The organism is Pseudomonas sp. XS1P51 (assembly GCF_054897845.1).
Genome location: NZ_CM142707.1, coordinates 3,086,515 through 3,113,020, shown reverse-complemented (window position 1 = coordinate 3,113,020; position 26,506 = coordinate 3,086,515). Strand labels below are relative to the sequence as shown.

The following is a 26,506-nucleotide window of genomic DNA, read 5'->3' as shown; positions in this document are numbered from 1 at the left end:
TCCTGGTATCCGCGTCCTGATAGGCCTTGAGCGTAGCCAAACCCGACGGATCCGCCTAGCGGCTTATTCGACCTCCAACAAAATCTGACGATTTTTCACCTGATCGCCGACCCTGACCTGCAAGCGCTTGAGCACTCCGTCGATGCCCGCTTTGAGCGGATGCTCCATCTTCATGGCCTCCAGCACCACCAACAGCTGGCCTTTACTGACCGGGCTGCCTTCAGTGACCAGCACGTCGACGATCGCCCCGTCCATCGGCGCCTTGAGCGTGCCGGAGCTGACGCTGGCCTGACTGCTGACCAACGCCTGGGTCCGATCAATCAGTTTCAGGCTGCCGGGCCGAGTGAACAGGTGGAGCTGGCCGGATTCGATGCGGTAGGCATGGCGTTGGCGAATACCGTCGATTTCCAGGGTGGCGGAGCGTGCGTCGCACTGGATGATCTTCAGTTCAAGGGCCCGGGTGGCGACTTGTATCCGGTACGGTTCGCCAGGCACAGCGTTCAACTTCACCGGCCAATCCTGATCTTCCACGCCGATGCGATAGTGCAGCGGTACGCTGGCATTGTTGCGCCAACCGGCCAGCGGGGCGAGATGAACCTGTGCCGACGCCTGATAGAACAGTGCCGCGGCAATCGCCAGTTCTTCTGTGCTGGGCACGTGGGGATGCAGGCAGCCATGGTCGGCAAAATACGTCGGAATAAACCCGGTACTGAACTCGCCACTGATGAACTGCGGGTGTTCCAGCAGGCTGGCGAGCAGGTGCTGATTGCTCTGTACGCCCAGCAGCACGCTGTCCTGCACCGCGCGCAGCAACTTGCGCCGGGCCTCTTCGCGGGTGGCGCCGTGGGCGATGATCTTGCCCAGCAGCGGGTCATAAAACGGGCTGATGTTCTGGCCTTCGATCAGGCCATGGTCGATTCGCACGCCGCTTTGCAACGCTGGCTCCCAGATTGCGATCCGCCCGGTTTGCGGCAGAAAGCCCTGCGACGGGTCTTCGGCATACAAGCGCACTTCCATGGCGTGACCGTTGAGTTGCACTTGCTCCTGTCGCAACGGCAGCGGCAGTCCTTCGGCGACGCTCAACTGCCAGGCCACGAGATCGAGGCCGGTGATCAGTTCGGTCACCGGGTGTTCCACTTGCAGTCGGGTGTTCATCTCCAGAAAGTAAAACTGCCCGCGTGCATCCAGCAGGAACTCAACGGTGCCCGCGCCGACGTAATTCACCGCGCGTCCCGCCTTGAGCGCGGCTTCGCCCATGGCCTGGCGCAGTTCGACGGTCATGACCGGGCAGGGGGCTTCTTCGATGACTTTCTGGTGGCGGCGCTGGACGGAACAGTCGCGCTCCCCGAGGTAGATCAGGTTGCCCTGCTGGTCACCGAACAGCTGAACCTCGACATGGCGCGGATCGATCAGCGCCTGTTCGAGGATCAGCTCGTCACTGCCAAACCCGTGCAGGGCTTCGGAGCGGGCGGTGCGGAGCTGTTCCAGCAAGTCACCCGCGTCGTGCACCAGACGCATGCCGCGCCCGCCACCGCCGGCACTGGCCTTGATCATCAGCGGGTAGCCGATGCGTTCGGCTTCGCGGCTCAGGGTCGCGTCGTCCTGTTCGGCGCCCTGATAGCCTTTGATGCACGGCACCCCGACGTTGATCATGGCGATTTTCGACAGGCGTTTGCTGCCCATCAATTTGATGGCTTCGGGGCTGGGGCCGATGAAGGTGATGCCAGCGTGTTGGCAGGCGAGGGCGAACCCGGCGTTTTCCGAGAGGAAACCGTAACCGGGGTGGATCGCATCGGCACCCGTGCGCCGCGCCGCGTCGATGATCGCCGGGATGTTCAGGTAAGACTGCTGCACCGGGGCGGGGCCGATGTTTACGGCTTCGTCGGCCATGTGCACATGCAGGGCGTCGGCGTCGGCGTCGCTGAATACGGCGACCGTGCGATAGCCCAGGGCCTGGGCCGTGCGCTGGATGCGGCAGGCGATTTCACCGCGGTTGGCGATCAGGATTTTTTTGAGTCCGGGCATGGGCTTCTCTCAAGTTGTGCGGTGAAGGTGATGGCCTCATCGCGAGCAGGCTCGCTCCCACAAGGGATCTCTGGTGTGTCCAGAATTGAATGACCACTGAGGATCCCTGTGGGAGCGAGCTTGCTCCGGGCGGCGTTCCGACGATGCTTTTAAGAGGCCCACCCCGGTTTGCGTTTCTGCACGAAAGCCATGGTCCCTTCGACACCTTCAGCCCCGGTCACCGCTTCGCTGAACCACTCGGCCGCCTCATCCAGCAAGGCATCCGATGGTTGCCCCGCACTCGCCAGCAACAATTTTTTGGTCCGCGCATTGGCCTCTGGGGCGCAGCACAACACATGGGCCAGGATTTCATCGAGACGCTCGGCCAGCGCTTGTGCGTCATGTTCGACAAAATGCACCAGGCCGATCCGCTTCGCGTGGGTGCCATCGAACCGCGCCGCCGTCAGCGCGAGGCGGCGAGCCTGGGTCAGGCCGATCCGCTGGACCACGAACGGCGCGATCTGTGCGGGCAGCAAACCAAGGCTGGTTTCCGGCAGACCAAATTGCGCCTGATGATCGGCCAGGGCGACATCGCTGACGCAGGCCAGACCCAAACCACCGCCGAGCACCGCACCTTGCAGCACTGTGATCACCACTTGCGGCGCGTGTTGCACCTCTTGCAGTAGCGCGCCGAATGCGCGATTCAAATCGCGATAGGCGCCCGGACCTTGAGCGCGGGCATTGGCCATGTCCTTGATGTCGCCCCCGGCGCAGAAATGCCCGCCGGCACCACCGATCACCAACGCCCGAATCTCCCGGTCAACACGCACCGCCGCCAGCACCGCGCGCAGTTCGGCGACCATCTGCAAACTCATCGCATTGCGGCTTTCGGGACGGTTGAGGGTGATGTGCAACACACCGTTATGTGGTTCGAGCAGCAAGGTCTGGCAAACCGGCAGGGTCGTCATTTCTTTTTCCCCGGCAGGATGCCCATGAGTTTGCAGATGATCCCCAGCATGATTTCGTCGGCACCGCCGCCGATCGACACCAGCCGCACATCGCGGTAAGCCCTGGCCACCGGGTTGTCCCACATGAACCCCATGCCGCCCCAGTATTGCAGGCAGCTGTCGCTGACTTCGCGGCCCAGTCGCCCGGCCTTGAGTTTGGCCATGGACGCCAGACGCGTGACGTCCTGACCTTTGATGTATTGCTCGGTGGCCTGATAGACCAGCGCCCGCAGGCATTCGATTTCGGTTTGCAATTCGGCGAGGCGAAAGTGAATGACCTGGTTATCGATCAGCGCATTACCGAAGGTTTTGCGTTCCTTGCAGTACTCGATGGTGCTGTCGATGCAATATTCCAGGCCCTTGATCATGTTCGCTGCGCCGAACAATCGTTCCTCCTGAAATTGCAGCATCTGCATCATGAACCCCGCGCCTTCGTGGCCGATGCGGTTGCGTTGCGGCACGCGCACGTTGTCGAAAAACACCTGGGCGGTTTCCGAGCTGCGCATGCCGAGCTTGTCCAGGTGCGAGCTGAGGCTGATGCCGGGGCTGTTCATCGGCACCATGATCAGCGATTTGTTGATGTGCGGTTTATCGTCCGAGGTGTTGGCCAGCAGGCAGATGAAATCGGCGCTCGGCGAATTGGTGATCCACATCTTGCTGCCGTTGATCACGTAGTCGTCGCCGTCCTTGCGCGCGGTGGTTTTCAGCCCTGCGACGTCAGAACCGGCACCGACTTCGGAAACGCCGATGCAGCCGACTTGCTCGCCGGTGATCGCCGGCCGCAGAAACTCCTCGCGCAGTTCATCGGAGCCGAAGCGGGCCAGGGCCGGGGTGCACATGTCGGTCTGCACGCCGATGGACATCGGAATGCCGCCGCAATGAATGGTGCCGAACTCTTCGGCGGCGACGATCGAGTAGCTGTAGTCGAGCCCCATGCCGCCGAATTTTTCCGGTTTGGAAATCCCCAGCAGGCCGAGTTCACCGGCCTTGCGGAAGATGTCGTGGATCGGAAAGCGCCCGGCTTTTTCCCATTCCTCGACGTGCGGATTGATCTCGTGCTCGACGAATTGGCGGACGGTGCGACGCAGTGCTTCGTGTTCCTGGGTGAAGATCATTTTTATTGTTCTCCTCTGGCCGGCCTAGAACCGGGCGACACCAAAACTGTTGGGTTGCAGCGGCCGCACCCCGGCCTCATGACAAATATCCAGCAAGTACCCGAGCAAGGTCCGGGTATCCCGCGGGTCGATCAACCCGTCGTCCCACAGATTGGCGCTGCCATAAAGTGAGGTGGACTGGCTGTCGAGTTTCTGCGCGGTGACCTGTTCCAGCATGTCGAGCATTTTCGGATCGGGTTCCAAACCGTCCTTGAGCTGTTTGGCCTCGGTGACGATTCGCAGCACCTTGCCGGCCTGTGCGCCACCCATGACGGCGGTGCGGCTGTTGGGCCAGGCGAAGATGAAGCGTGGGTCGAGGCCGCGGCCGCACATCGCGTAGTTGCCGGCACCGTAGGAGCCGCCGACGACAATCGTCAGTTTAGGCACGCGAGCGTTGGCCACCGCTTGAATCATTTTCGCGCCATGCTTGATCACGCCTTGTTGTTCCGATTCGGTGCCGACCATGAACCCGGTGGTGTTATGGAAAAACAGCAGCGGCGTCTGGCTCTGGTCGCAAAGCTGGATGAACTGCGCAGCCTTGCTCGCCCCCTTGGGCGTGATCGGGCCGTTGTTGCCGATGAAGCCGCAGGCACGGCCCTGAATCTGTAAATGACCGCAGACGGTTTGCTGATCGAACTCGCGCTTGAACTCGAGGAAGTTCGAGCCGTCGGCAATCCGGGCGATGATTTCGCGCACGTCGTAGGGTTTTTTCGGATCATCCGGGATCAGGCCCAGCAGTTCGTCGATGGGGTAGAGCGGCTCTTCCCAGCGACGTTCGGGTAACCATGGCAACTGATCGTTCCACGGCAACAGGCTGACAATCTCGCGCACCTGACGCACGCCATCGGCATCGTTTTCGGCCAGGTACTCGGCGGTGCCGGCGGTTTGCGCATGCATCTCGGCGCCACCCAGTTCTTCATCGGTGGCCACTTCACCGGTGGCAGCCTTGAGCAGGGGCGGGCCGGCGAGAAACAGCTTGGCCTTGCCGCGCACCACCACCACGTAATCCGAAAGCCCCGGTTGATAAGCCCCGCCCGCCGTGGCCGAACCGTGGACCACGGTGATCTGCGGCAGGCCCATGGCCGACATTCGGGCCTGATTGGCAAAGCTGCGCGCGCCTTCGACGAAAATCTCCGCCGCATAATTAAGGTTGGCGCCGCCACTCTCGGCGAGGGTGATCACCGGCAGTTTGTTTTCCATGGCGATCTGTTGCAGGCGCAGGGATTTTTTCAGGCCGCTGGGGGAAATGGTTCCGCCCTTGATCGCGCTGTTGTTGGCCACCACCAGTACACGCACGCCGGACACATAACCGATCCCGGCGATCAAACCACCACCGGCCGAGCTGCCGTCCTTGTCGTCGTGCAGTTTGTAGCCGGCCAGGCTCGCCAGTTCGAGGAACGGTGCGCCGGGGTCCAGCAGCAGGTTGAGGCGTTCGCGGGGTAGCAGTTGCCCGCGCTTGTCGAACCTGGGTTTGGCCTCGCCGGCCTTGTTCAGCAGGTTTTGTTCAAGCTGGCGGACTTGCTCGATACCCACCAGCATCGCCGCGCGATTGCGGGCGAACTGTTCGCTGAACGGATCCACTTGCGACTGGATCACCGGCATGACTTATTCCTTGTCCTTGAGCACATCGGGCAAGTAGGCCCGGTGGAAGCCGTTGTACGACTCACTGTTCTGCACCTTGTGGATCGGCCAGGCGCGCCCGCCCAGGCTGGCCGCACCGTCGATGCGCAAGGTGCTGCCGCTGACAAACGCCGCCGCCGGGCTGAGCAGGAAAACGATCGCTGCGCTGACTTCCGATTCGGTGCCGATACGCTTGAGCGGCACGTGTTCGCGCAAGGTTGGAATGACCGCTTTGAACGCGCCTTCGTACGTGTCCATGCCGCTGGAGGCGACCCATCCCGGCGCCACGGCGTTGACCCGGACCCCGGCGTAACCCCATTCGAACGCGGCGGTCTTGGTCAGATTGTCCATGCCCGAGCGCGCCGCGCCCGAATGGCCCATGCCGGGCATGCCGCCCCACATGTCGGCGAGCATGTTGACGATGGCGCCGCCGTGTTGGCTCATGGATTGGTTGAACACTTCCCGGGCCATCAGGAAACCGCCCACCAGGTTGGTGCGCATGACGGTTTCGAAACCCTTCTGATTGATCGAGGCCAGCGGCGACGGGTATTGCCCGCCGGCATTGTTGACCAGGCCGTGAATGGGGCCGTGCTTGCGAATCAACTCGCTGACCAGATGCTTGACGGCTTCTTCCTCGCGGATATCGCAGGTCATCCAGTCAGCCTTGCCGCCGTCTTCGGCAATCTCGGCCGCGACGTTTTTGAGCTTGTCGGCCTTGCGCCCGACCAACAGCACATGGGCACCGAGAGCCGCCAGTTCGTGGGCAGTGCACCGGCCGATACCGCTGCCGCCACCGGTGACGATAATGTTTTGGCCAGCAAACAGATCGGCTTTGAATATCGAATCGTAGGCCACGGCGGCAGTCCTCTAGTTGACCTGTTCGGCGATGCTTTGAGGCACCGGAATCTGGATTTCCAGCAGTTGCTGGGCGAAAGCTTTACCTTGCGGATCGATTCGCAGGCTGGCCACGCCACCGCCACCGAGGGCGTTTTCCAGCAGAAAATTAAGGCTGTGGGTGGCGGGCAAGTACCAGCGTTCGACACGTCCATGGATTGGATCGAGCACGTGACTCATCCAGTCGACGATCACTTCCGGGGTCAAGGCTTCGGCGATCCACGGCAGGTACTCGGGCTCGCGGGCCATGACGCCGATGTTGCTGTGGTTGCCCTTGTCACCGGAGCGCGCGACCGCGAGTTTGACCAGGGACACGCTGGCGTCGGCCAGGCCGGTGGGTTTGGGCGGGTCGAACGGTACAGGCAAGTCAGCGGTGGCGAGTACATCGAGGGCGGGCAGGGCGCAGGGGTGGCGCTGACCCTTGAGATCAATTTCCAGCGAGCAGGCGGTTTTGTCGATGAGAAACGAGAACAGCCGGATCAGCGGATACACCGTCGGCCGTCCGCCGACAATCCCGGTCAGCCCCGGCGCCATGCCGGTGGCGGCCTGGGCGATTTCCCGGGAGAACACGATCAACGCCTGTTTGCCCGGATGGCGCACCGCGAGTTTGATCACCACTTCGCGGCTGTCCTGACGCTGGCCGTGCGGGCCGTACGTGGCCTCGCTGCCGAGCAGTTCGACGTTCACTTCACTGTAGGGCGCCCAGCCGAGCTGGCGGAAAATCTCCGAGGTCTTGTTGATGATCGCTTCGCTGACCCGACGCGCCTTGTCGACCGCGTCTATGCCCGCGATCAGGCAACTGGCGGTGCAACGAAAACCGTCCGGGTACGTTGCGCTGACCTTGTACTGATCCGTCGGCGGCAAGCCTTTGGCGCCGTGCACCTGAACCGCGCTTTTGCCTTGTTGCACGAGTTTGACTTGGGTGAAGTCGCAGACCACATCGGGCAGCAGATAGGCCTGCGGGTCGCCGATTTCATAGAGCATCTGCTCGCCGACGGTCAGTGGCGTGACCAGGCCACCGGAACCGTCGGGTTTGCTGACGATGAACTGGCTGTCGGCGCTGACTTCGACGATGGGAAAACCGATGTGTTCGTAGTCGGGCACGTCGCGCCAATCGGTGAAGTTGCCGCCGGTGCACTGGGCGCCGCATTCGATGATATGACCGGCCAACGCGGCCTGGGCGAGTTTGTCGTAGTCGTGCCAGGACCAGCCGAACTCATGGACCAGCGCGGCGCTGACCACCGCGCTGTCGACCACGCGCCCGGTGATCACAATGTCCGCACCCAGGCGTAGGGCTTCGACGATGCCCGGTGCGCCGAGGTAGGCGTTGGTCGAGACGCACATCGGCGGCAGTGGCGCGCCGCTGAACATTTCATGGATGCCGCTGCTGCTCAGTTGCTTGAACTGCGGTTGCAGGTCGTCACCCAGCAGCACGGCAATCTTCAGTGGCACCCCGGCCTTGTCGCAGGCCGCTTGCAGAGCGGCGGCGCAGGCCTGTGGATTGACCCCGCCGGCATTGCTGATGACGCGGATTTGCTGTTCGGCGAGCTGAGTGAGCAGAGGGCCGAGGACTTCGACAAAGTCGCTGGCGTAGCCGGCCTGGGGATCTTTCATCCGCGCACCGGCCATGATCGACATAGTGATTTCGGCCAGATAATCGAACACCAGATAGTCCAGTCGCCCGCCTTCCACCAGTTGCGCGGCGGCAGTCGAGGTGTCGCCCCAGAACGCGCTGGCGCAACCGATGCGAATTGTTTTGGGCACAGTCGACTCCATAGCCACCTCCGACAGCAGTGCATCGAGACTACCAAGCAAGCGCTTGGTTTGTAAATGGCTCAAATATCTTCTGCCCGAGCGCTTGCTTGGTCGCCATTGCCAGCTTAAATTGCCCGCGCAACCCCGCTGTTTTGGCGATGAGCGGCGCATTTGATTGATCGACTGTAGGAGAGAACGGGTGGACGAGCAAAAAGCCCTGAGGGTGATGCGCGATTTGGTCGACAACGGCCAACTGACCGACCCGGACAGCGCTCGCGGCAAACTGCTGCAAGTGGCGGCCCACCTGTTTCGCAACAAAGGTTATGAACGCACCACCGTGCGCGATCTGGCCGGCGCCGTGGGGATTCAGTCGGGCAGCATTTTTCATCACTTCAAAAGCAAGGACGAGATCCTGCGGGCGGTGATGGAGGAGACCATTCGCTACAACACCGCGTTAATGCGCGCTTCCCTGGCCGAAGCGGGCAACGTGCGCGAGCGGGTGCTGGCGCTGATCCGCTGCGAATTGCAGTCGATCATGGGCGGCAGCGGTGAAGCCATGGCGGTGTTGGTGTATGAATGGCGTTCGCTGTCCGAGGACGGGCAGACCAGGGTGCTGGCACTGCGTGACATTTATGAAGAGCTGTGGCTGCAGGTGCTGGGCGAGGCCAAGGATGCCGGTTTTATTCGCGGGGACGTGTTCATCACCCGGCGTTTTCTGACCGGTGCGCTGTCCTGGACCACCACTTGGTTTCGCGCCGGTGGCAGCATGAGCCTCGATCAATTGGCCGATGAGGCGTTGATTCTGGTGCTGGAAGAGAAACAATAGTTTTGCCTTGGCCGGCAGGAAACTGGCTAAGTGGCCGAAACCGCCTAGTTTGAATGGATTGAAGCGCATTTTTTGGGGAGTGGGTTGTTTTGATGTCTTCGCCAATTCGGACGGCCTCGCGGCTTTTGCTGGCATCGCTTGCGGCGTTATGGCTGGTGCCGTCCCAGGCTGCGCAACTGGTGCGGGTCGGTGCCGCACACTTCCCGCCTTATACCGTGCGCCCGGAAACCGGTGCCGACACCGGCCTGCTGCCGCAGTTGGTCGAGGCGCTCAATGCCTTGCAAAGCGACTATCAGTTCGTGCTCGTGCCGACCTCCATTCCCCGGCGCTTTGGTGACTTCAAGCAGGGCCGGGTGGACATGGCGATTTTCGAGAATCCGGATTGGGGCTGGAAGGACATTCCTCACACCAGCGTCGACATGGGGCTGGAAGACGCCGAGATTTTTGTCGCGCAACGTCTGCCGGATCGTCAGCAGAGCTACTTTGCCGATCTCACGGGCAAACGACTGGCAGTGTTCAGCGGCTATCACTACGAATTCGCCAACTTCAATGCCGATCCGAAATTCCTCGCGCAAAACTACAACGCCACGCTGACCTATTCCCATGACAGCAACCTGCTGATGGTGCTGCGCGGGCGGGCAGACATTGCCTTGGTGACGCGCTCTTACCTGAGCGATTACCTGTTGCGCAACGAGAAGGTCGCCGATCAACTGCTGGTGTCCGAGCGCGTCGATCAGGTCTACCACCACTACGCCATCCTGCGTCCGACGGCGCCCATCAGTGGCGAGGCATTCGGCAACTTGCTGCAAGGGTTGCGGGACAATGGCCAGATGCTGAAGATTTTCGATCCATACAAGATCGCGGTGGTGCCGGTTCTCCAGGATTGACCGCTACAGCTTTTGTCCCTTGAGGGAGGCAGTCGTCCATTCGTCGTATTTCCGGATTTTCCATGATCACACTGTCATATCTGACAGTAGACGCTCGAATTAACTTGCGGTTAGATGACTTTCCGATGCCAAGCCCTTGATGGGTTGGGAGCCTCATCAGAAAGGACAACGGTCATGTCAAATCGCCAATTGATTCCTGTTCCGCGCCTTCCACGCCCCTTGGTTGCGCAAGCAGTCGGAAAGCTACTTACCCTGCAAAAGCCCGATGGGGCATCCGGCATTACCGTAGAGGTGGCACGTTGGCGGGCTATTGCGGTCGGTCAGCCGACCACTTTGCATATCTCTGGGCAAAATCACGACGGCTCGACAATGATGGTGCGCGTCGTTGACGCCGAGCCTGTTACCAAGGCAGAAGCGGAAGCTGGCTGGTGTCGAAGTATTGGTTGGGATCAATTGCAAGAGCTGGAACACCGCAGTCATCTCACGTTTGTTTTTCAGGCCGTACTGGAAGAAAGCGAATGTGCTTGCCCGGCGTTGTTTCCGCCGCTGAGCCTTGAAATTCAGGAGGGTTACGAAGATAGAACGACGTTCAGTACGGAGGACGGGACGGATAACTGGAATGGTTGGATGCGAGGGGCAGCGGCGTCTGATGGAAGAGATCTGATCATCAGGTCCAGTGGCGGCGGCCTCTACATGCTTCAAAATAGAACTTATACCGGCCGGTCCGCGGGGACGGTGTTGAGCAAAACCTTTTCAGATCTTAAAGCCAATAGAATCTATGAGTTCGGGATCACTGTGCGCAGGACTGATGGACAGCACGCAATACCGAAATTGGCACTCATGGCACTCAAGGCCGACATGACAACGGAGGAGGTGGCTAGCGAAGAAATTACCAGCATGGATTGGACGGAGCTCAAAGGCACGTTTACCGCGGACCAATCTACAATGGAGTTGCTTATCGCCAGTAAAATCAGCACCGGATACGGTAATGACTATGCTTTCCACGATATCTGGCTCAAGGCCATCTAGCGCCTCAAGAGCAACAATGGATCGCGACTGAACCAGGTTGCCTGCAGCCAGTCGCGAGCACGGAGTTCGTGCTCGCGGTCGTTTTCATTAAATTCCCCTCGCTGGCTCACGTTCATCGTAGAACTGTCGACGATTATCGTGAGCCCGACCCATGCCCAATCTGAATGACCTGACTGCCCTGGCCTTGCCCTCAGGAAGCCGTCTTGTAGCTGATGAAACCCAAAGCCGTTTGAGTCTCAGCCTGGAAACGCAGCCACTGATCACGCTGCGTCTGATGCGTGAGCCCGAGTGGCTTGTGCAGGTCGAGGCACCGTTGGGTCGACCTGACGATCAGGCTATCCGGGTGGCCTGTTATTGGCTGTTTGCCCGTGATCCGGCCTGCCAGCGTTTGACCTGGCAACTCGATGACGCCCCCACCGAAGCCCTGCTCAGCGGGTTGCTGATCCCCACCGAAACCGCCGGCCAGTATCGTTGCGAACGCACGCTGTTCTGGCAGTTGCCTCAGCCGTGGCTGAGCCAGGCGCTGACCGACAGTTATCCACAGCAAATGGACATCAGTGGCGGCAAGCGTCATCCGTTGCGCCCGGTGAAACCGCGGGGCGAGGTCTATCGGCGTTTTGATGCGCGGCTGGGCGCGTGGATTTCCCTGCGTACGGTGGACATCGATCTGGACCTGGCACGGTTCAATCGTTGGCAGAACAGTGCGCGGGTCGCGAGTTTCTGGCAGGAGGAGGGCAGTCTCGAACAGCATCGCGAGTACCTGACAAAACTCGAGGCCGACCCCCACACCCTGACGCTGATCGGCTGTTTCGATGATCAGCCGTTTGCCTACTTCGAAGCCTACTGGGCCAAGGAAGATCGCATCGCGCCGTTCTATGACGCCGGCGATTACGACCGCGGTATTCATATGCTGGTCGGTGAGGAAAATCACCGTGGCCCGTACAAGGTCGCAAGCTGGTTATCGGCGCTGACGCATTACCTGTTTCTGGATGATCCACGCACCCAGCGGGTGGTCGCCGAGCCTCGCGCCGACAATGCAAAGATGATCGGGTATATGCAGGATCAGCGTTTTCATTGCGAGAAAGAGTTCGACTTCCCGCACAAGCGCGCGGCGTTGATGGTGTTGGGGCGTGAGCGGTTTTTTGATCGGTGTGTGTTGGCGTGATGCTGCGTTAAGACTAAAAGATCGCAGCCTTCGGCAGCTCCTACATGGGATTGCGTACACCCTGTAGGAGCTGCCGAAGGCTGCGATCTTTTTTATGAAACCGGCAAGGTTTCAGCGGCGGGCAAAGGTATCCACACGATTGCCCGACACCTTGCGGCAGTGCACCAGCGCATCGCGAATCATGAAGTTCACCAGCGTCGGCGAAACACCGAGTTCCTTGGCGATGTCCTTTTGCGGCACGCCGTGCAGGCGGTACATCTCGAAGGCGTAACGGGTGCGGCTCGGCAGCTCCGTCAGCGCATCGGCAATGTTTTCCAGGGTCGAGAAATTGATGTGCGAGGTTTCCGGCGAAGCGCCTTGAATCACCACGTTCAGACCCTCCTCTTCAGGGCCTGAGTACTTCTGCTCCAGCGCCTGTTTGCGGTAGTGATCGATCGCCAGGTTACGCACGATCTGGAACAGATAGCTGAGCTGAGCCTTGAAGGATGAGGTGATCTGCGGCGCCGATTGCAGCCGGAAGAATGCATCCTGCACCACGTCTTCGGCGCGTGACCGGCAGCCGGTAATACGCGCTGCAATTTTGACCAGAATCAGTCGATTGTCGACGAATGCCTGAAGTAGCGGTGAATCGCACCTGCTTGTGGACACTTGTTCCGTCATGGACATCACCCTGCTGCAAATAGGTTAGTGGGACGACCAGAAGACCGGTGTCGCCCTACACATCGAGCGACAAATTATGCTGAATGATAATGATTGTCAATTGAGAAAGAGAATTAATGCTCCTTTAAGGTGCGGATTGAGAACTGCGACACGCTGTCGCGGTGCAGCCCCGTTGGCGATCAAGCCTGCCGACTAATTATTTCAAGACGTCATCCGTTCTCATTGGTGAATGGCTCCGGGCGCAAGCCCCGGCCAAAACAGCATTCCCAATGCCTTGCGTGGTCGGCGAAGACCGCGTCCTGCATGCCCTCCAAGGGGTGTGACGTTAGAAAACCGATTCCATTTGCAAGCCGAATTCAGGCAGGAAACCTCATGACCGACGCGTTCGAACTCCCAAGCAATCTGGTCCAAGCCCTCCAGCGCCGCGCGGCCCTGACGCCGGACCGGGTGGCCTTGCGTTTTCTCGCCGAAACCCAGGATCAGGCTGTGGTGCTCAGTTATCGTGAGCTGGACCAGCGGGCGCGGACCATTGCCGGTGCCTTGCAGGCCGAGGCGGAGTTGGGTGATCGCGCGGTGCTGCTGTTTCCCAGCGGTCCGGATTATGTCGCGGCGTTTTTTGGCTGCCTGTATGCGGGGGTGATTGCGGTGCCGGCCTATCCGCCGGAGTCGACACGTCGTCATCATCAGGAGCGCCTGCTGTCGATCATCAGCGATGCCGAACCGCGTCTGCTGCTGACCAGCGCCGGCCTGCGCGATGCGTTGCTGCAAATTGAAGGGGCGCCGCCGCTGCTTTGTGTCGACACCCTCGACAGTGCCCACGCCGAGCGCTGGGTCGCGCCGGCCCTGCAAGACGATCACATTGCCTTTCTGCAATACACCTCCGGCTCCACTGCATTGCCCAAAGGCGTGCAAGTCAGCCACGGCAACCTGGTGGCCAACGAGCTGCTGATTCGTCACGGTTTCGGCATCGACCTGAACCCTGACGACGTGATTGTCAGCTGGCTGCCGCTGTACCACGACATGGGCCTGATTGGCGGTCTGTTGCAGCCGATTTTCAGCGGTGTGCCGTGCGTGCTGATGTCGCCCGCATACTTCCTTGGCCGGCCGTTGCGCTGGCTGGAAGCGATCAGCGAGTACGGCGGCACCATCAGCGGCGGGCCGGATTTTGCCTATCGGCTGTGCAGCGAGCGGGTTAGCGAATCGGCCCTTGAACGCCTCGACCTGAGCGGCTGGCGCGTGGCCTATTCCGGTTCGGAACCGATTCGTCTCGACACCCTGGAGCGCTTCGCCGAGAGGTTCGCGTCCTGCGGTTTCACCGCAGACAGTTTCATGGCGTCCTACGGTCTGGCGGAAGCCACGCTGTTCGTGGCCGGCAGTCCTCGCGGTCAGGGCATTGGCAACCTGCGCGTGGATGATCAGGCATTGGCACAGAACCGTGCCGAGCCGGGCGATGGCAGCGCAATCATGAGTTGCGGCATCAGCCAGCCGGATCACGCGGTGCTCATTGTTGATCCGACAGCGCTCAACGAGTTGGCCGACAACGCGGTCGGCGAAGTCTGGGCCGCCGGGCCGAGCATCGCCCACGGCTACTGGCGCAACCCTGAAGCGTCTGCCAATACCTTCGTCCAGCACGCCGGCCGTACGTGGCTGCGCACCGGCGACCTGGGCTTCATGCGCGACGGTGAACTGTTCATTACCGGCCGCCTGAAAGACATGCTAATCGTTCGCGGGCACAACCTCTATCCGCAAGACATCGAACAGACCGTCGAGCGCGAAGTGGAAGTGGTGCGCAAAGGTCGCGTCGCTGCGTTCGCCGTCAACATCGACGGGCAGGAAGGCATTGGCATCGCCGCAGAAATCAGCCGCAGCGTGCAGAAAATCCTCCCGCCGGATGCGTTGATCAAAGCCATTCGCCAAGCCGTCGCCGAGGCGTATCAGGAAGCACCGAGTGTGGTGGTGTTGCTCAATCCGGGCGCATTGCCCAAGACGTCCAGCGGCAAACTGCAACGCTCGGCGTGCCGCAATCGCCTGGCGGACGGCAGCCTCGACAGCTATGCATTGTTCCCGTCCGCAGTCACTGAAAGCGAAGCAAACACGGAATCGGGCTCGGAGCTGCAAACCTTGATCGGTCAGATCTGGTGCGAGCACTTGCAGGTCAAACAGGTCAACGCCGATGACCACTTCTTCCTGCTCGGCGGCAACTCCATCGCTGCCACGCAAGTGGTTGCGCGCCTGCGCGAAGCGCTCGGTCTGGAGCTGAACCTGCGCCTGCTGTTCGAGGCGCCGAGCCTTGGCGCGTTCGCCGCCGCTGTCGTTGCGCAACAACAGGACGGTGGCCTGGCCCAAGGCGCAATCACACCGTTGTCGCGCACCGAGGCCATGCCGCAATCCCTGGCGCAAAACCGTCTGTGGATCACCTGGCAACTGGACCCGCAGAGCAGCGCCTACAACATTCCCGGCGCCTTGCGCCTGCGCGGTGAGCTGGATGAAGACGCCTTGCGCGCGAGTTTCCAACAACTGGTCGAGCGTCACGAATCCCTGCGCACGCGGTTCTTCGAACGTGACGGTGTGGCGCTGCAACGGGTCGATGCTGCCGGTGAGTTCAACCTGCAATTAATCGATATCAGCGACCTGCCAGCCGCCGAACGTGAGGCTCGGGCGCAGCAAATCCGTGAGGACGAAGCTCACAGCCAATTCGATCTGGAAAAAGGCCCGCTGCTGTGGGTGACGCTGGTGCGTCTCGACGATGAGGATCACCAACTGCTGGTGACGATGCACCACATCATCGCCGACGGCTGGTCGCTGAATGTGTTGATCGACGAGTTCTCGCGCCTGTATGCCGCCGCGTCCCAGGGACAAACGGCGACGCTCGCACCATTGCCGACCCAGTACGCCGACTACGGCAGCTGGCAGCGCCAATGGCTGGCGCAAGGGGAGGGCGAGCGTCAACTGGCCTACTGGAAAGCACAGTTGGGTGATGAGCATCCGGTCCTGAGCCTGGCCACGGACCACCCGCGGTCGGCGCAACACCTTCACCGTGCAGCGCGCCACACCGTTAAGTTGGGCACGAGCCTTAGCGATGCCATTCGCCAGACCGCCCAGGCTCACGAATCTACTTCATTCATGCTGTTGCTCGCGGCGTTCCAGAGCCTGCTGCACCGCTACAGCGGTCAGCGCGACATCCGCATCGGCGTCCCCAACGCCAACCGTCCGCGCCTGGAAACCCAAGGGCTGATCGGCTTCTTCATCAACACCCAGGTGCTGCGCGCCGAGGTGGATTCGCGGCTGCCATTCATTGAGCTGCTGGCGCAAACCCGTCAGGCCGCATTGGGCGCACAGGCGCATCAGGATCTGCCGTTCGAACAACTGCTCGAAGCGTTCCCGCAGGCTCGCGAACAAGGCTTGTTTCAGGTCATGTTCAACCACCAGCAACGGGATTTGAGCGCACTGCGCCGCCTGCCGGGATTGCTGGCCGAAGAACTGCCGTGGCACAGCCGCGAAGCCAAGTTCGACTTGCAGCTGCACAGCGAGGAAGACCGTAACGGTCGCCTGAGCCTGTCCTTCGACTACGCCTGCGAACTGTTCGATGCCGCGACCATCGAGCGCCTGGCCGAGCATTTCAGCAGTCTGTTGCGAACCGTTTGTGAGCAACCGAAAACCGCGATCGGCGACCTGCAACTGCTGACCCCGTCCGAGCACGATCAGCAAACCGCGTGGAGCGCCGCACCGTGCATACCGGCCAGCCAATGGCTGCCGGAACTGCTCAACGAACAAGCGCGCCTGACCCCGGAACGCATCGCGTTGATGTGGGACGGCGGCAGCCTGGATTTTGCCGAACTGCACACCCAGGCCAACCGCCTGGCCCATTACCTGCGCGACAAGGGCGTGGGGCCGGATGTCTGCGTGGCCATCGCCGCCGAGCGTTCGCCGCAGTTGCTGATCGGCCTGCTGGCGATCATCAAGGCCGGCGGCGCCTACTTGCCGCTGGACCCGGATTACCCGGCCGAACGCCTGGCCTACATGCTCAATGACAGCGGCGTCGAATTGCTGCTGACCCAGACCCAACTGCTTGACCGCTTGCCGGCCACCGATGGCGTCAGCGTGATCGCCATGGACGCCCTGCATCTGGATGGCTGGCCGAGTCAGGCGCCGGGCCTGCACTTGCACGGCGACAACCTCGCCTACGTGATTTACACCTCCGGTTCCACCGGCCAGCCCAAGGGTGTCGGCAACACTCACGCCGCCCTCGCCGAACGCCTGCAATGGATGCAAAACACCTATCGCCTGAACGAAACCGACGTGCTGATGCAAAAGGCCCCGATCAGTTTTGATGTGTCGGTATGGGAATGCTTCTGGCCGCTGATCACCGGTAGCGGCTTGCTGATCGCCGGCCCCGGCGAACACCGCGATCCGCACCGCATTGCGCAGTTGGTTCAAGCATTCGGCGTGACCACGCTGCACTTCGTGCCACCGCTGCTGGCGCTGTTTATCGACGAACCGCTCTCCGCCGAATGCACCAGCCTGCGCCGGGTATTCAGCGGCGGCGAAGCCTTGCCCGCCGAACTGCGTAACCGCGTGCTGGAACAACTGCCGGCGGTGCAACTGCACAACCGCTACGGCCCGACCGAAACCGCGATCAACGTCACCCATTGGCATTGCACAACGGCTGATGGCGAGCGCTCGCCGATTGGCCGTCCGCTGGGCAACGTGGTGTGCCGCGTGCTCGACAGTGACCTCAACCCGGTTGCGGCCGGTGTGCCGGGTGAACTGTGCATCAGCGGCATCGGTTTGGCTCGCGGCTATTTGGGCCGTCCAGGCCTGACCGCCGAACGTTTTGTGGTTGACCCGTTGGGTGAGCCGGGTGCGCGTCTGTACCGCACCGGTGATCGTGCGCGCTGGACTTCTGACGGTGTGATCGAATACCTCGGCCGTCTCGATCAACAGGTCAAACTGCGCGGCTTCCGCGTCGAACCGGAAGAAATCGAAGCACGTCTGCTGGCCCAGGAGGGCGTCGCTCAGGCCGTGGTGCTGGTGCGCGAAACGGCGGCCGGTGCGCAGTTGATCGGTTACTACACCGCCACCGATTCCGCAGAAACGGTCGAGGATCAAACGGCACGCCTGAAAACCGCACTGGCGGCTGAGCTGCCGGAATACATGGTCCCGGCGCAGCTCATGCGTCTGGACGTCATGCCTCTGAGCCCAAGCGGCAAACTTGACCGTCGCGCCTTGCCTGAACCGCAGTGGCAGGTTCGCGAGCACGTTGAACCGGTCACCCCGCTGGAACAGCAAATCGCCGGCATCTGGCGCGAAGTCCTGGGCCTTGGGCAAATCGGTCTGCGCGACGACTTCTTCGCCCTCGGCGGTCACTCGCTGCTGGCCACGCAAATCATTTCCCGCACCCGTCAGGCCTGCGACGTCGAGTTGCCGTTGCGCGCGCTGTTCGAGAACAGTGAGCTGGGCGCGTTTGCCGAACAGGTTCGCCTGATCCAGGCCAGTGGCAGCACCAACCAACAACCACCGATTGAAAAAGTCGACCGCAGCCAACCGGTGCCGCTGTCCTATTCCCAGCAGCGCATGTGGTTTCTGTGGCAAATGGAACCGGACAGCCCAGCCTACAACGTCGGCGGTATGGCACGCTTGCGCGGGGGGCTCGACGTCGGGCGTTTCGAGGCGGCACTGCAAGCGTTGATCATGCGTCACGAAACCCTGCGCACCACCTTCCCGAGCATTGACGGCGTGGCCCGGCAACAGGTGCATCCGGAAACCGGGATGCGCATGGACTGGAAGGATTTCTCGACACTGGCGGCTGATGTTCGCGAACAACGAGTGCAGCAACTGGCCGACGACGAGGCCCATAAGCCCTTCGATCTGGAAACCGGACCGTTGCTGCGCGCCTGTCTGGTCAAGACGGCCGAGCAGGAACATTACCTGGTGCTGACCCTGCACCACATCGTCACCGAAGGCTGGGCGATGGACATCTTCGCCCGCGAACTCAGTGCGCTGTACGAAGCGTTTGTCGATGACCGCGAATCGCCGTTGGCACCGCTGCCGGTTCAGTATCTGGATTACAGCGTCTGGCAGCGCCAGTGGCTGGAGTCCGGCGAACGTCAGCGTCAGCTCGACTACTGGACCGCACAACTGGGCCGTGAACATCCGCTGCTGGAATTACCGGCTGACCGTCCGCGTCCGCCGGTGCAAAGCCATCAAGGCGAACTGTTCCGTTTCGACCTCAGCGATGACCTCGCCGCACGGGTCCGCGCCTTCAACGCGCAAAACGGCCTGACCCTGTTCATGACCATGACCGCCGCGCTGGCCGTGCTGCTTTACCGCTACAGCGGCCAGACCGACCTGCGCATCGGCGCGCCGGTGGCCAACCGGATTCGTCCGGAAAGCGAAGGGCTGATCGGTGCGTTCCTCAACACCCAAGTGCTGCGTTGTCAGCTCGACGGGCAGATGTCCGTGACTGAATTGTTCGAGCAGGTTCGCCACACCGTGATCGAAGGCCAGTCCCATCAGGACCTGCCGTTCGATCATCTGGTGGAAGCGTTGCAACCACCGCGCAGCGCCGCTTACAACCCGCTGTTCCAGGTGATGTGCAACGTCCAGCGCTGGGAATTCCAGCAGAGCCGAACCCTGGCCGGCATGGCCGTCGAGTACCTGGCCAACGATGCCCGCGCGACCAAGTTCGACCTCAACCTGGAAGTCACCGACCTCGACCATCGCCTGGGTTGCTGCCTGACCTACAGCACCGATCTGTTCGATGAACCGCGCATTGCGCGCATGGCCGGGCACTGGCGCAACCTGCTCGAAGCGCTGCTGGCCGACCCGCAACAGCGCTTGAGTGAGCTGCCGTTGCTGGAAGCCACGGAACAGCAAAACCTGCTCGACAGCCTCGGCGTCGAGCCGGGCGAACATCGGCTGGATCAATGCATTCATCACCTGTTCAGCGAGCAGGCCCTGACCCGTAAAGATGCGCCCGCGCTGACCTTCGCCGGGCAAACCCTGAGCTACGCCGAGCTCGACAGCCGCGCCAATCGCCTGGCCTGGATGCTTCGCGAGCGCGGTGTCGGCCCGCAGGTTCGCGTGGGGCTGGCGCTTGAGCGGTCACTGGACATGGTCGTCGGTCTGTTGGCGATCCTCAAGGCGGGCGGCGCCTACGTGCCGCTGGACCCGGAATACCCGCTGGATCGTCTGCATTACATGATCGAAGACAGCGGCATCGGTTTGTTGCTCAGCGACGCGGCGATGTTCGACGCCCTCGGTGAGTTGCCATCCACCGTCGCCCGCTGGTGCCTTGAAGACGACGCGGCGCAACTGGCCAACTACCCGGCCACCGAGCTGCCGTTTATCAGCCTGCCGCAACATCAGGCGTACCTGATTTACACCTCGGGCTCCACCGGTAAACCGAAAGGTGTGGTGGTGTCCCACGGGGAAATCGCCATGCACTGCCGCGCCGTGATCGAGCGCTTCGGCATGCGCCCGGACGATTGCGAGCTGCATTTCTATTCAATCAACTTCGACGCGGCCACCGAGCGTTTGCTGGTGCCGCTGTTGAGTGGTGCGCAAGTCGTTCTGCGTGCGCAAGGTCAGTGGGACGCGGAAGAAATTTGCGGGTTGATCCGTCGTCACCACATCAACATCCTCGGCTTCACGCCAAGCTACGGCAGCCAGTTGGCTCAATGGTTGGCAACCCGGGGTGAAATCCTTCCGGTGCGGATGTGCATCACCGGCGGCGAAGCCCTGACTGGTGAACACTTGCAACGGATTCGCGCGGCGTTCAAACCGAGCCTGTTCTTCAACGCCTACGGCCCGACCGAAACCGTGGTCATGCCGCTGGCCAGTTTGGCGCCGGAGCAACTGGAAGAAGGCCTGGGCAGTGTGCCGATCGGCAGCGTGATCGGCGCTCGGGTGGCGTACATCCTCGATGCCGATCTGGCGTTGGTGCCGCAAGGCGCAACGGGCGAATTGTATGTGGGCGGTGCCGGTCTGGCGCAGGGTTATCACGAACGTCCGTGCATGACGGCCGAGCGTTTTGTCGCCGACCCTTTTGTTGCCAATGGCGGGCGTCTGTACCGCACCGGCGACCTGGTGCGTCAGCGCGCCGATGGGCTGGTGGAGTACCTCGGGCGTATTGACCATCAAGTGAAGATTCGCGGTTTCCGCATCGAGCTGGGCGAAATCGAAACCCGTTTGCTGGAACACGAATCCGTGCGCGAAGCCGTGGTGCTGGCGCTCGATGCGCCGAGCGGCAAACAACTGGTCGGCTACCTGCTGACTGACATCGCCGAGCAGGACGAAACGCAGCAAGCCGGACTGCGCGAATCCCTCAAGTCGCACCTCAAATCGCAACTGCCGGATTATATGGTGCCCACACACCTGATCCTGCTGGCGCACTGGCCGCTGACCGCCAACGGCAAACTTGACCGCCGTGCGCTGCCGGCACCGGACCCGGAGCTCAATCGTCAGGACTACGTAGCGCCGAGCAACGAGCTTGAGCTGACGTTGGCCGACATCTGGTGCGAGGTGCTGAACGTCGAACAGGTCGGCCTTAACGACAACTTCTTCGAACTGGGCGGCGACTCGATTCTGTCGATCCAGGTGGTCAGCCGTGCGCGGCAGCAGGGCATTCACTTCAGCCCGCGAGACCTGTTCCAGCACCAGACCGTGCAGACGCTGGCCGCCGTGGCCACTCGCACCGAACAGGTCACCGCCGAGCAAGGTTTGCTGACGGGCGAATCGCGTTTGACGCCGATCCAGCACTGGTTCTTCGACACTGATATCCCTGAGCGGCAACACTGGAACCAGGCATTGCTGCTGGAACCCACCGAGGCATTGGAACCTCATCGCCTGGAGCAAGCGTTTCTGGCGGTGATCGAACAGCACGACGCCTTGCGGCTGCGCTTCTCTGAGGCAACAGGCGAATGGACCGCCAGGCACCAGGCGGTTTCCGACGTGCCCGTGCTGTGGCAAGTGCGTGTGTCGACCATGGAGAAATGCACGGCACTGTTCGCCGATGCCCAGCGCAGCCTCGACCTCGAACAGGGGCCGCTGATGCGGGCCTTGCTGGTCGACGGTCCTGAAGGGGAACAACGGCTGTTCATCGCCATTCACCACCTGGTGGTAGACGGGGTTTCCTGGCGGGTACTGCTGGACGATCTGCAAACGGTGTATCGCCAATTGACCGCGCAGCAGACAGTGAAATTGCCGGCAAAAACCAGCGCCTTCAAGGATTGGTCCGCACGCTTGCAGGCCTATGCCGGCAGCGAATCCCTGCGCGAAGAACGCAGCTGGTGGCGGTCGCAATTGGCCGGGCCGAGCACCGCATTGCCGTGTGATCGCCCCGAGGGCGGGCGGCAAAATCGTCATGCGCAAACCGTCAGCGTGCGCCTCGACAGCGAGCGTACCCGACAACTGCTGCAACAGGCGCCGAGCGCTTATCGCACTCAGGTCAACGATCTGTTGCTGACCGCATTAGCCCGCGTGTTGTGCCGCTGGAGCGGTCACGAATCGGCGCTGATTCAACTCGAAGGCCACGGCCGCGAAACCCTGTTCGACGAGATCGACCTGACCCGCACCGTCGGCTGGTTCACCAGCGCTTATCCATTGCGGCTGACGCCAGTGGACGGGCAGGGCGCATCGATCAAGGCGATCAAGGAACAACTGCGCGCCGTACCGCACAAGGGGCTGGGTTATGGCGTGCTGCGTTACCTGGCGGACGACCTGTGCCGCCAGACCATGGCCGCGCTGCCAGTGGCGTCGATTACCTTCAACTACCTCGGCCAGTTCGACCAGAGCTTCGGCAATGACGCGTTGTTCCGTCCACTGGATGAGCCGGTCGGTGCCGCACACGATCCAAAAGCGCCGCTGCCCAATGAGTTGAGCGTCGACAGTCAGGTCTACGGTGGTGAGCTGGTGTTGCGCTGGACCTTCAGCGCCGAACGCCACGATCCGCAGACCATCACCGAACTGGCGGACGCCTACCTCGGCGAATTGCACAGCCTGATCGCGCATTGCCTGGAGGGCGACGCGGGCGGTCTGACGCCATCGGACTTCCCGCTGGCGAAACTGACGCAACCACAACTCGATGCGCTGCCGATTCCGGCCGCGGTCATCGAGGACGTCTACCCGCTGACCCCGATGCAGGAAGGCATGCTGCTGCACACCTTGCTGGAACCGGGCACCGGCCTCTACTACATGCAGGATCGCTACCGCATCAACAGCGAGCTCGATCCGCAGCGTTTCGCCCAGGCCTGGCAAGCGGTGATTGCCCGTCACGAAGCCCTGCGCGCGTCGTTCTGCTGGAACGTCGGCGAAGACATGCTGCAAGTGATCCACAAGCCGGGCAGCACACCGATCGAGTACCTCGACTGGACGGCTGTCGCCGAAGCCGAGCAAGAACCGAAGTTGCAGGCGCTGCTGAAAAGTGAGCGTGAGGCCGGCTTCGATTTGCTCAACCAGGCACCGTTCCATCTGCGGTTGATCAAGGTCGACGCAGCGCGTTACTGGTTCATGATGAGCAACCATCACATCCTCATCGATGCCTGGTGCCGTTCGCTGTTGATGAACGATTTCTTCGAAATCTACACGGCCCTCGGCGAAGGCCGGGAAGCGCAACTGGCAGTGCCGCCGCGCTATCGCGACTACATCGGCTGGCTACAACGCCAGAGCCTGGCCGAGGCGCGGCAGTGGTGGAAACAGAACCTGCAAGGTTTCGAACGGACCACGCCGATCCCTAGCGACCGGCCGTTCCTGCGCGAACATGCCGGTGAAAGCGGCGGCATGATCGTCGGCGACCGCTACACACGGCTCGATGCCCGTGACGGTGCGCAACTGCGGGAACTGGCGCAGGCGCATCAGTTGACCATCAACACCTTCGCCCAAGCGGCGTGGGCCCTGGTGCTGCGTCGCTTGAGCGGTGATCGCGACGTGCTGTTCGGCGTCACGGTGGCCGGGCGACCGGTGGAAATGCCGGAAATGCAGCGCACCGTCGGGTTGTTCATCAACAGCATCGCGCTGCGGGTGAAGATGCCGGAAGACGATCAGCGTTGCAGCGTTCGTCAGTGGCTGAGCGGCTTGCTCGACAGCAACATGCAGCTGCGCGAGTACGAATACCTGCCGCTGGTGAGCATTCAGGAAAACAGCGAACTGCCCAAGGGCCAGCCGCTGTTCGACAGCCTGTTCGTGTTCGAAAACGCCCCGGTGGAAGTCTCGGTGCTGGACCGTGCGCAAAGCCTCAACGCGACGTCGGATTCCGGTCGGACCCACACCAACTTCCCACTGACAGCGGTGTGTTATCCGGGCGATGACCTGGGCTTGCACCTGTCCTACGACCAGCGTTATTTCGACGAGTCGACCGTCGAGCGCATGCTCGGTGAGTTCAAGCGTTTGCTGTTGGCGCTGGTCGAAGGCTTCCATGGCGACATGGCTGACTTGCCGCTGTTGGGCGCCGAGGAACAGGACTTCCTGATCCATGGCTGCAACCAGAGCGAGCACGATTACCCGCTGGAGCAGAGTTACGTCGAGTTGTTCGAAGCGCAGGTGGCCCGGCATCCGCAGCGGATTGCCGCCAGTTGCCTGGATCAGCAACACAGTTACCTTGAGCTGAACCAGCGCAGTAACCGCCTCGGTCATGCGCTGGTCGCTGCCGGTGTCGGGTTGGATCAACCGGTGGCGTTGCTCGCCGAGCGTAACCTCGATCTGCTGGGCATGATCATCGGCAGCTTCAAGGCTGGCGCGGGTTATCTGCCGCTGGATCCGGGGCTGCCGAGTCAGCGTTTGAGCCGGATCATTGACCTGAGTCGCACGCCGTTGCTGGTCTGCACCCAAGCCTGCCGCGAGCAAGCGCTGGCGTTGCTGGACGAGTTCGGTTGCGCCAATCGGCCCAAGTTGTTGGTGTGGGAAGAGGTGCAAGCGAGCGGTGTCTCGGCGGAGAATCCCGGCCTCTACAGCGGTCCGGATAACCTCGCCTACGTGATCTACACCTCGGGTTCCACCGGGTTGCCGAAGGGCGTGATGGTCGAGCAGCGCGGCATGCTCAACAACCAGTTGAGCAAGGTGCCGTATCTGAACCTGAGCGATGCCGATGTGATCGCCCAGACTGCCTCGCAAAGTTTCGACATTTCGGTCTGGCAGTTCCTCGCTTCGCCGCTGTTCGGCGCTCGGGTGGACATCGTGCCGAACACCATCGCCCATGACCCGCAGGGGTTGCTGGCGCATGTTCAGAGTCAGGGCATCACGGTGCTGGAGAGCGTGCCGTCGTTGATCCAGGGCATGCTCGCCCAGGATCGCATGAGCCTCGACGGCCTGCGCTGGATGCTGCCGACCGGTGAAGCGATGCCGCCGGAACTCGCGCACCAATGGCTGCTGCGCTACCCGGACATCGGCCTGGTGAATGCCTACGGCCCGGCGGAATGTTCGGACGACGTGGCGTTCTTCCGTGTCGACATGGCCTCGACGCGTGGCAGCTATTTGCCGATCGGTACGCCGACCGACAACAACCGTTTGTACCTGCTTGATGGCGCACTGGAACTGGTGCCATTGGGTGCGGTGGGTGAGTTGTGCGTCGCGGGCACCGGGGTGGGGCGTGGTTATGTCAGCGATCCGTTGCGCACGGCCCAGGTCTTTGTGCCGAACCCGTTTGGTGAACCGGGCGACCGTTTGTACCGCACTGGCGACCTGGCTCGCCGTCGCAGCGACGGCGTACTGGAATACGTCGGGCGGATCGACCATCAGGTGAAAATTCGCGGTTACCGCATCGAGCTCGGTGAAATCGAGGCGCGTCTGCACGAACAACCGGAAGTCCGCGAAGCGGCGGTCGGTGTGCAGGAAGGCGTCAATGGCAAGCACCTGGTTGGCTATCTGGTGGCGGCGGATTCGGCGCTTAATCCGGGCGAACGTCTGGAGCGCATCAAGCAACGCCTGCGCGCCGAACTGCCGGAATACATGGTGCCGCTGCATTGGCTGTGGCTCGATCGCATGCCGCTCAATGCCAACGGCAAACTCGATCGCAAGGCCTTGCCGGCGCTGGAAATCGGCCAGTTGCAGAGCCAGGACTACCAGGCGCCGCGCAATGAGCTTGAGCAGACGTTGGCTGATATCTGGGCTGAAGTGCTGAAGGTCGAGCAGGTCGGTATCCGCGACAACTTCTTCGAGCTTGGAGGACATTCGTTGTTGGCGACGCAGATAGCTTCGCGGGTGCAGAAAACCCTGCAACGTGATGTGCCGCTGCGGGCGATGTTCGAGTGCAGCACGGTGGAGGAGTTGGCTGAGTACATCGATGGATTGGCGGCGAGTGATATTACCGAGGACAAGGCGGATCGGTTGAATGATCTGATGGCGGAGTTGGAGGGGCTTTGATTCTCTAGCGTCTGTGGAGGCGCCATCGCGAGCAGGCTCGCTCCCACACTGGGCCTGTGTTCGCAGGACGAATGTGGGAGCGAGCCTGCTCGCGATGGCGTCATTGAAGTTTGCGCGAATTTGCGCGTTGACTGCCGCGTCCGGTCGGC

12 protein-coding genes are annotated in these 26,506 nt (G+C 61.7%); 5 read left to right on the top strand and 7 right to left on the bottom strand.

Features of this window, described 5'->3' with window-relative positions:
* Positions 1-63: 63 nt before the first annotated feature.
* The 6 genes from ACYZUD_RS14340 to ACYZUD_RS14315 form a co-directional block, all read right to left on the bottom strand.
* Positions 64-2,025, bottom strand: a complete 1,962-nt coding sequence (locus ACYZUD_RS14340; protein ID WP_462024590.1) for an acetyl/propionyl/methylcrotonyl-CoA carboxylase subunit alpha — start codon at positions 2,023-2,025, stop codon at positions 64-66.
* 149 nt (positions 2,026-2,174) lie between these two features.
* On the bottom strand, positions 2,175-2,972 hold the full coding sequence (locus tag ACYZUD_RS14335; protein WP_462024589.1) for an enoyl-CoA hydratase/isomerase family protein: 798 nt from the start codon (positions 2,970-2,972) through the stop codon (positions 2,175-2,177).
* Positions 2,969-4,126, bottom strand: coding sequence for a citronellyl-CoA dehydrogenase (atuD, locus tag ACYZUD_RS14330; RefSeq protein ID WP_462024588.1), 1,158 nt, complete (start codon positions 4,124-4,126; stop codon positions 2,969-2,971). Before atuD ends, ACYZUD_RS14335 begins: the two co-directional genes overlap by 4 nt.
* A gap of 24 nt (positions 4,127-4,150) precedes the next feature.
* Positions 4,151-5,767 (bottom strand): geranyl-CoA carboxylase subunit beta, encoded by a 1,617-nt coding sequence (atuC, locus tag ACYZUD_RS14325; RefSeq protein WP_462024587.1) that lies wholly within the window; start codon positions 5,765-5,767, stop codon positions 4,151-4,153.
* 3 nt (positions 5,768-5,770) lie between these two features.
* On the bottom strand, positions 5,771-6,640 hold the full coding sequence (locus ACYZUD_RS14320; RefSeq protein ID WP_462024586.1) for an SDR family oxidoreductase: 870 nt from the start codon (positions 6,638-6,640) through the stop codon (positions 5,771-5,773).
* Between the two features lie 12 nt (positions 6,641-6,652).
* Entirely contained in the window at positions 6,653-8,443 is a 1,791-nt protein-coding gene (locus tag ACYZUD_RS14315; protein WP_462024585.1) for an acyclic terpene utilization AtuA family protein, read from the bottom strand.
* Between the two features lie 190 nt (positions 8,444-8,633).
* Here ACYZUD_RS14315 and ACYZUD_RS14310 point away from each other — a divergent pair, with 190 nt between their 5' ends.
* The 4 genes from ACYZUD_RS14310 (at position 8,634) to ACYZUD_RS14295 (ending at position 12,341) form a co-directional block, all read left to right on the top strand.
* Positions 8,634-9,260, top strand: coding sequence for a TetR/AcrR family transcriptional regulator (locus tag ACYZUD_RS14310; protein ID WP_462024584.1), 627 nt, complete (start codon positions 8,634-8,636; stop codon positions 9,258-9,260).
* Between the two features lie 92 nt (positions 9,261-9,352).
* On the top strand, positions 9,353-10,147 hold the full coding sequence (locus tag ACYZUD_RS14305) for a substrate-binding periplasmic protein (RefSeq protein ID WP_462024583.1): 795 nt from the start codon (positions 9,353-9,355) through the stop codon (positions 10,145-10,147).
* Between the two features lie 174 nt (positions 10,148-10,321).
* The gene (locus ACYZUD_RS14300; protein WP_462024582.1) at positions 10,322-11,176 is read left to right on the top strand and encodes a carbohydrate binding domain-containing protein; all 855 of its coding nucleotides are present in this window, start codon (positions 10,322-10,324) and stop codon (positions 11,174-11,176) included.
* A 151-nt stretch (positions 11,177-11,327) separates the two neighbouring features.
* Positions 11,328-12,341 carry a GNAT family N-acetyltransferase gene (locus tag ACYZUD_RS14295; RefSeq protein ID WP_462024581.1) on the top strand — a complete coding sequence of 338 codons (1,014 nt, stop codon included), beginning with the start codon at positions 11,328-11,330 and terminating at the stop codon, positions 12,339-12,341.
* 111 nt (positions 12,342-12,452) lie between these two features.
* Here the strand turns inward: ACYZUD_RS14295 and ACYZUD_RS14290 are convergent, their stop codons facing one another.
* Positions 12,453-13,001: an RNA polymerase factor sigma-70 gene (locus tag ACYZUD_RS14290; protein ID WP_010461205.1), complete on the bottom strand. Its 549-nt coding sequence runs from the start codon at positions 12,999-13,001 to the stop codon at positions 12,453-12,455.
* A gap of 372 nt (positions 13,002-13,373) precedes the next feature.
* Between ACYZUD_RS14290 and ACYZUD_RS14285 the strand changes: the two genes are divergently transcribed.
* A complete protein-coding gene (locus tag ACYZUD_RS14285; RefSeq protein ID WP_462024580.1) occupies positions 13,374-26,357 on the top strand; it encodes a non-ribosomal peptide synthetase in 12,984 nt (4,327 codons plus the stop codon).
* Positions 26,358-26,506 lie beyond the last annotated feature (149 nt).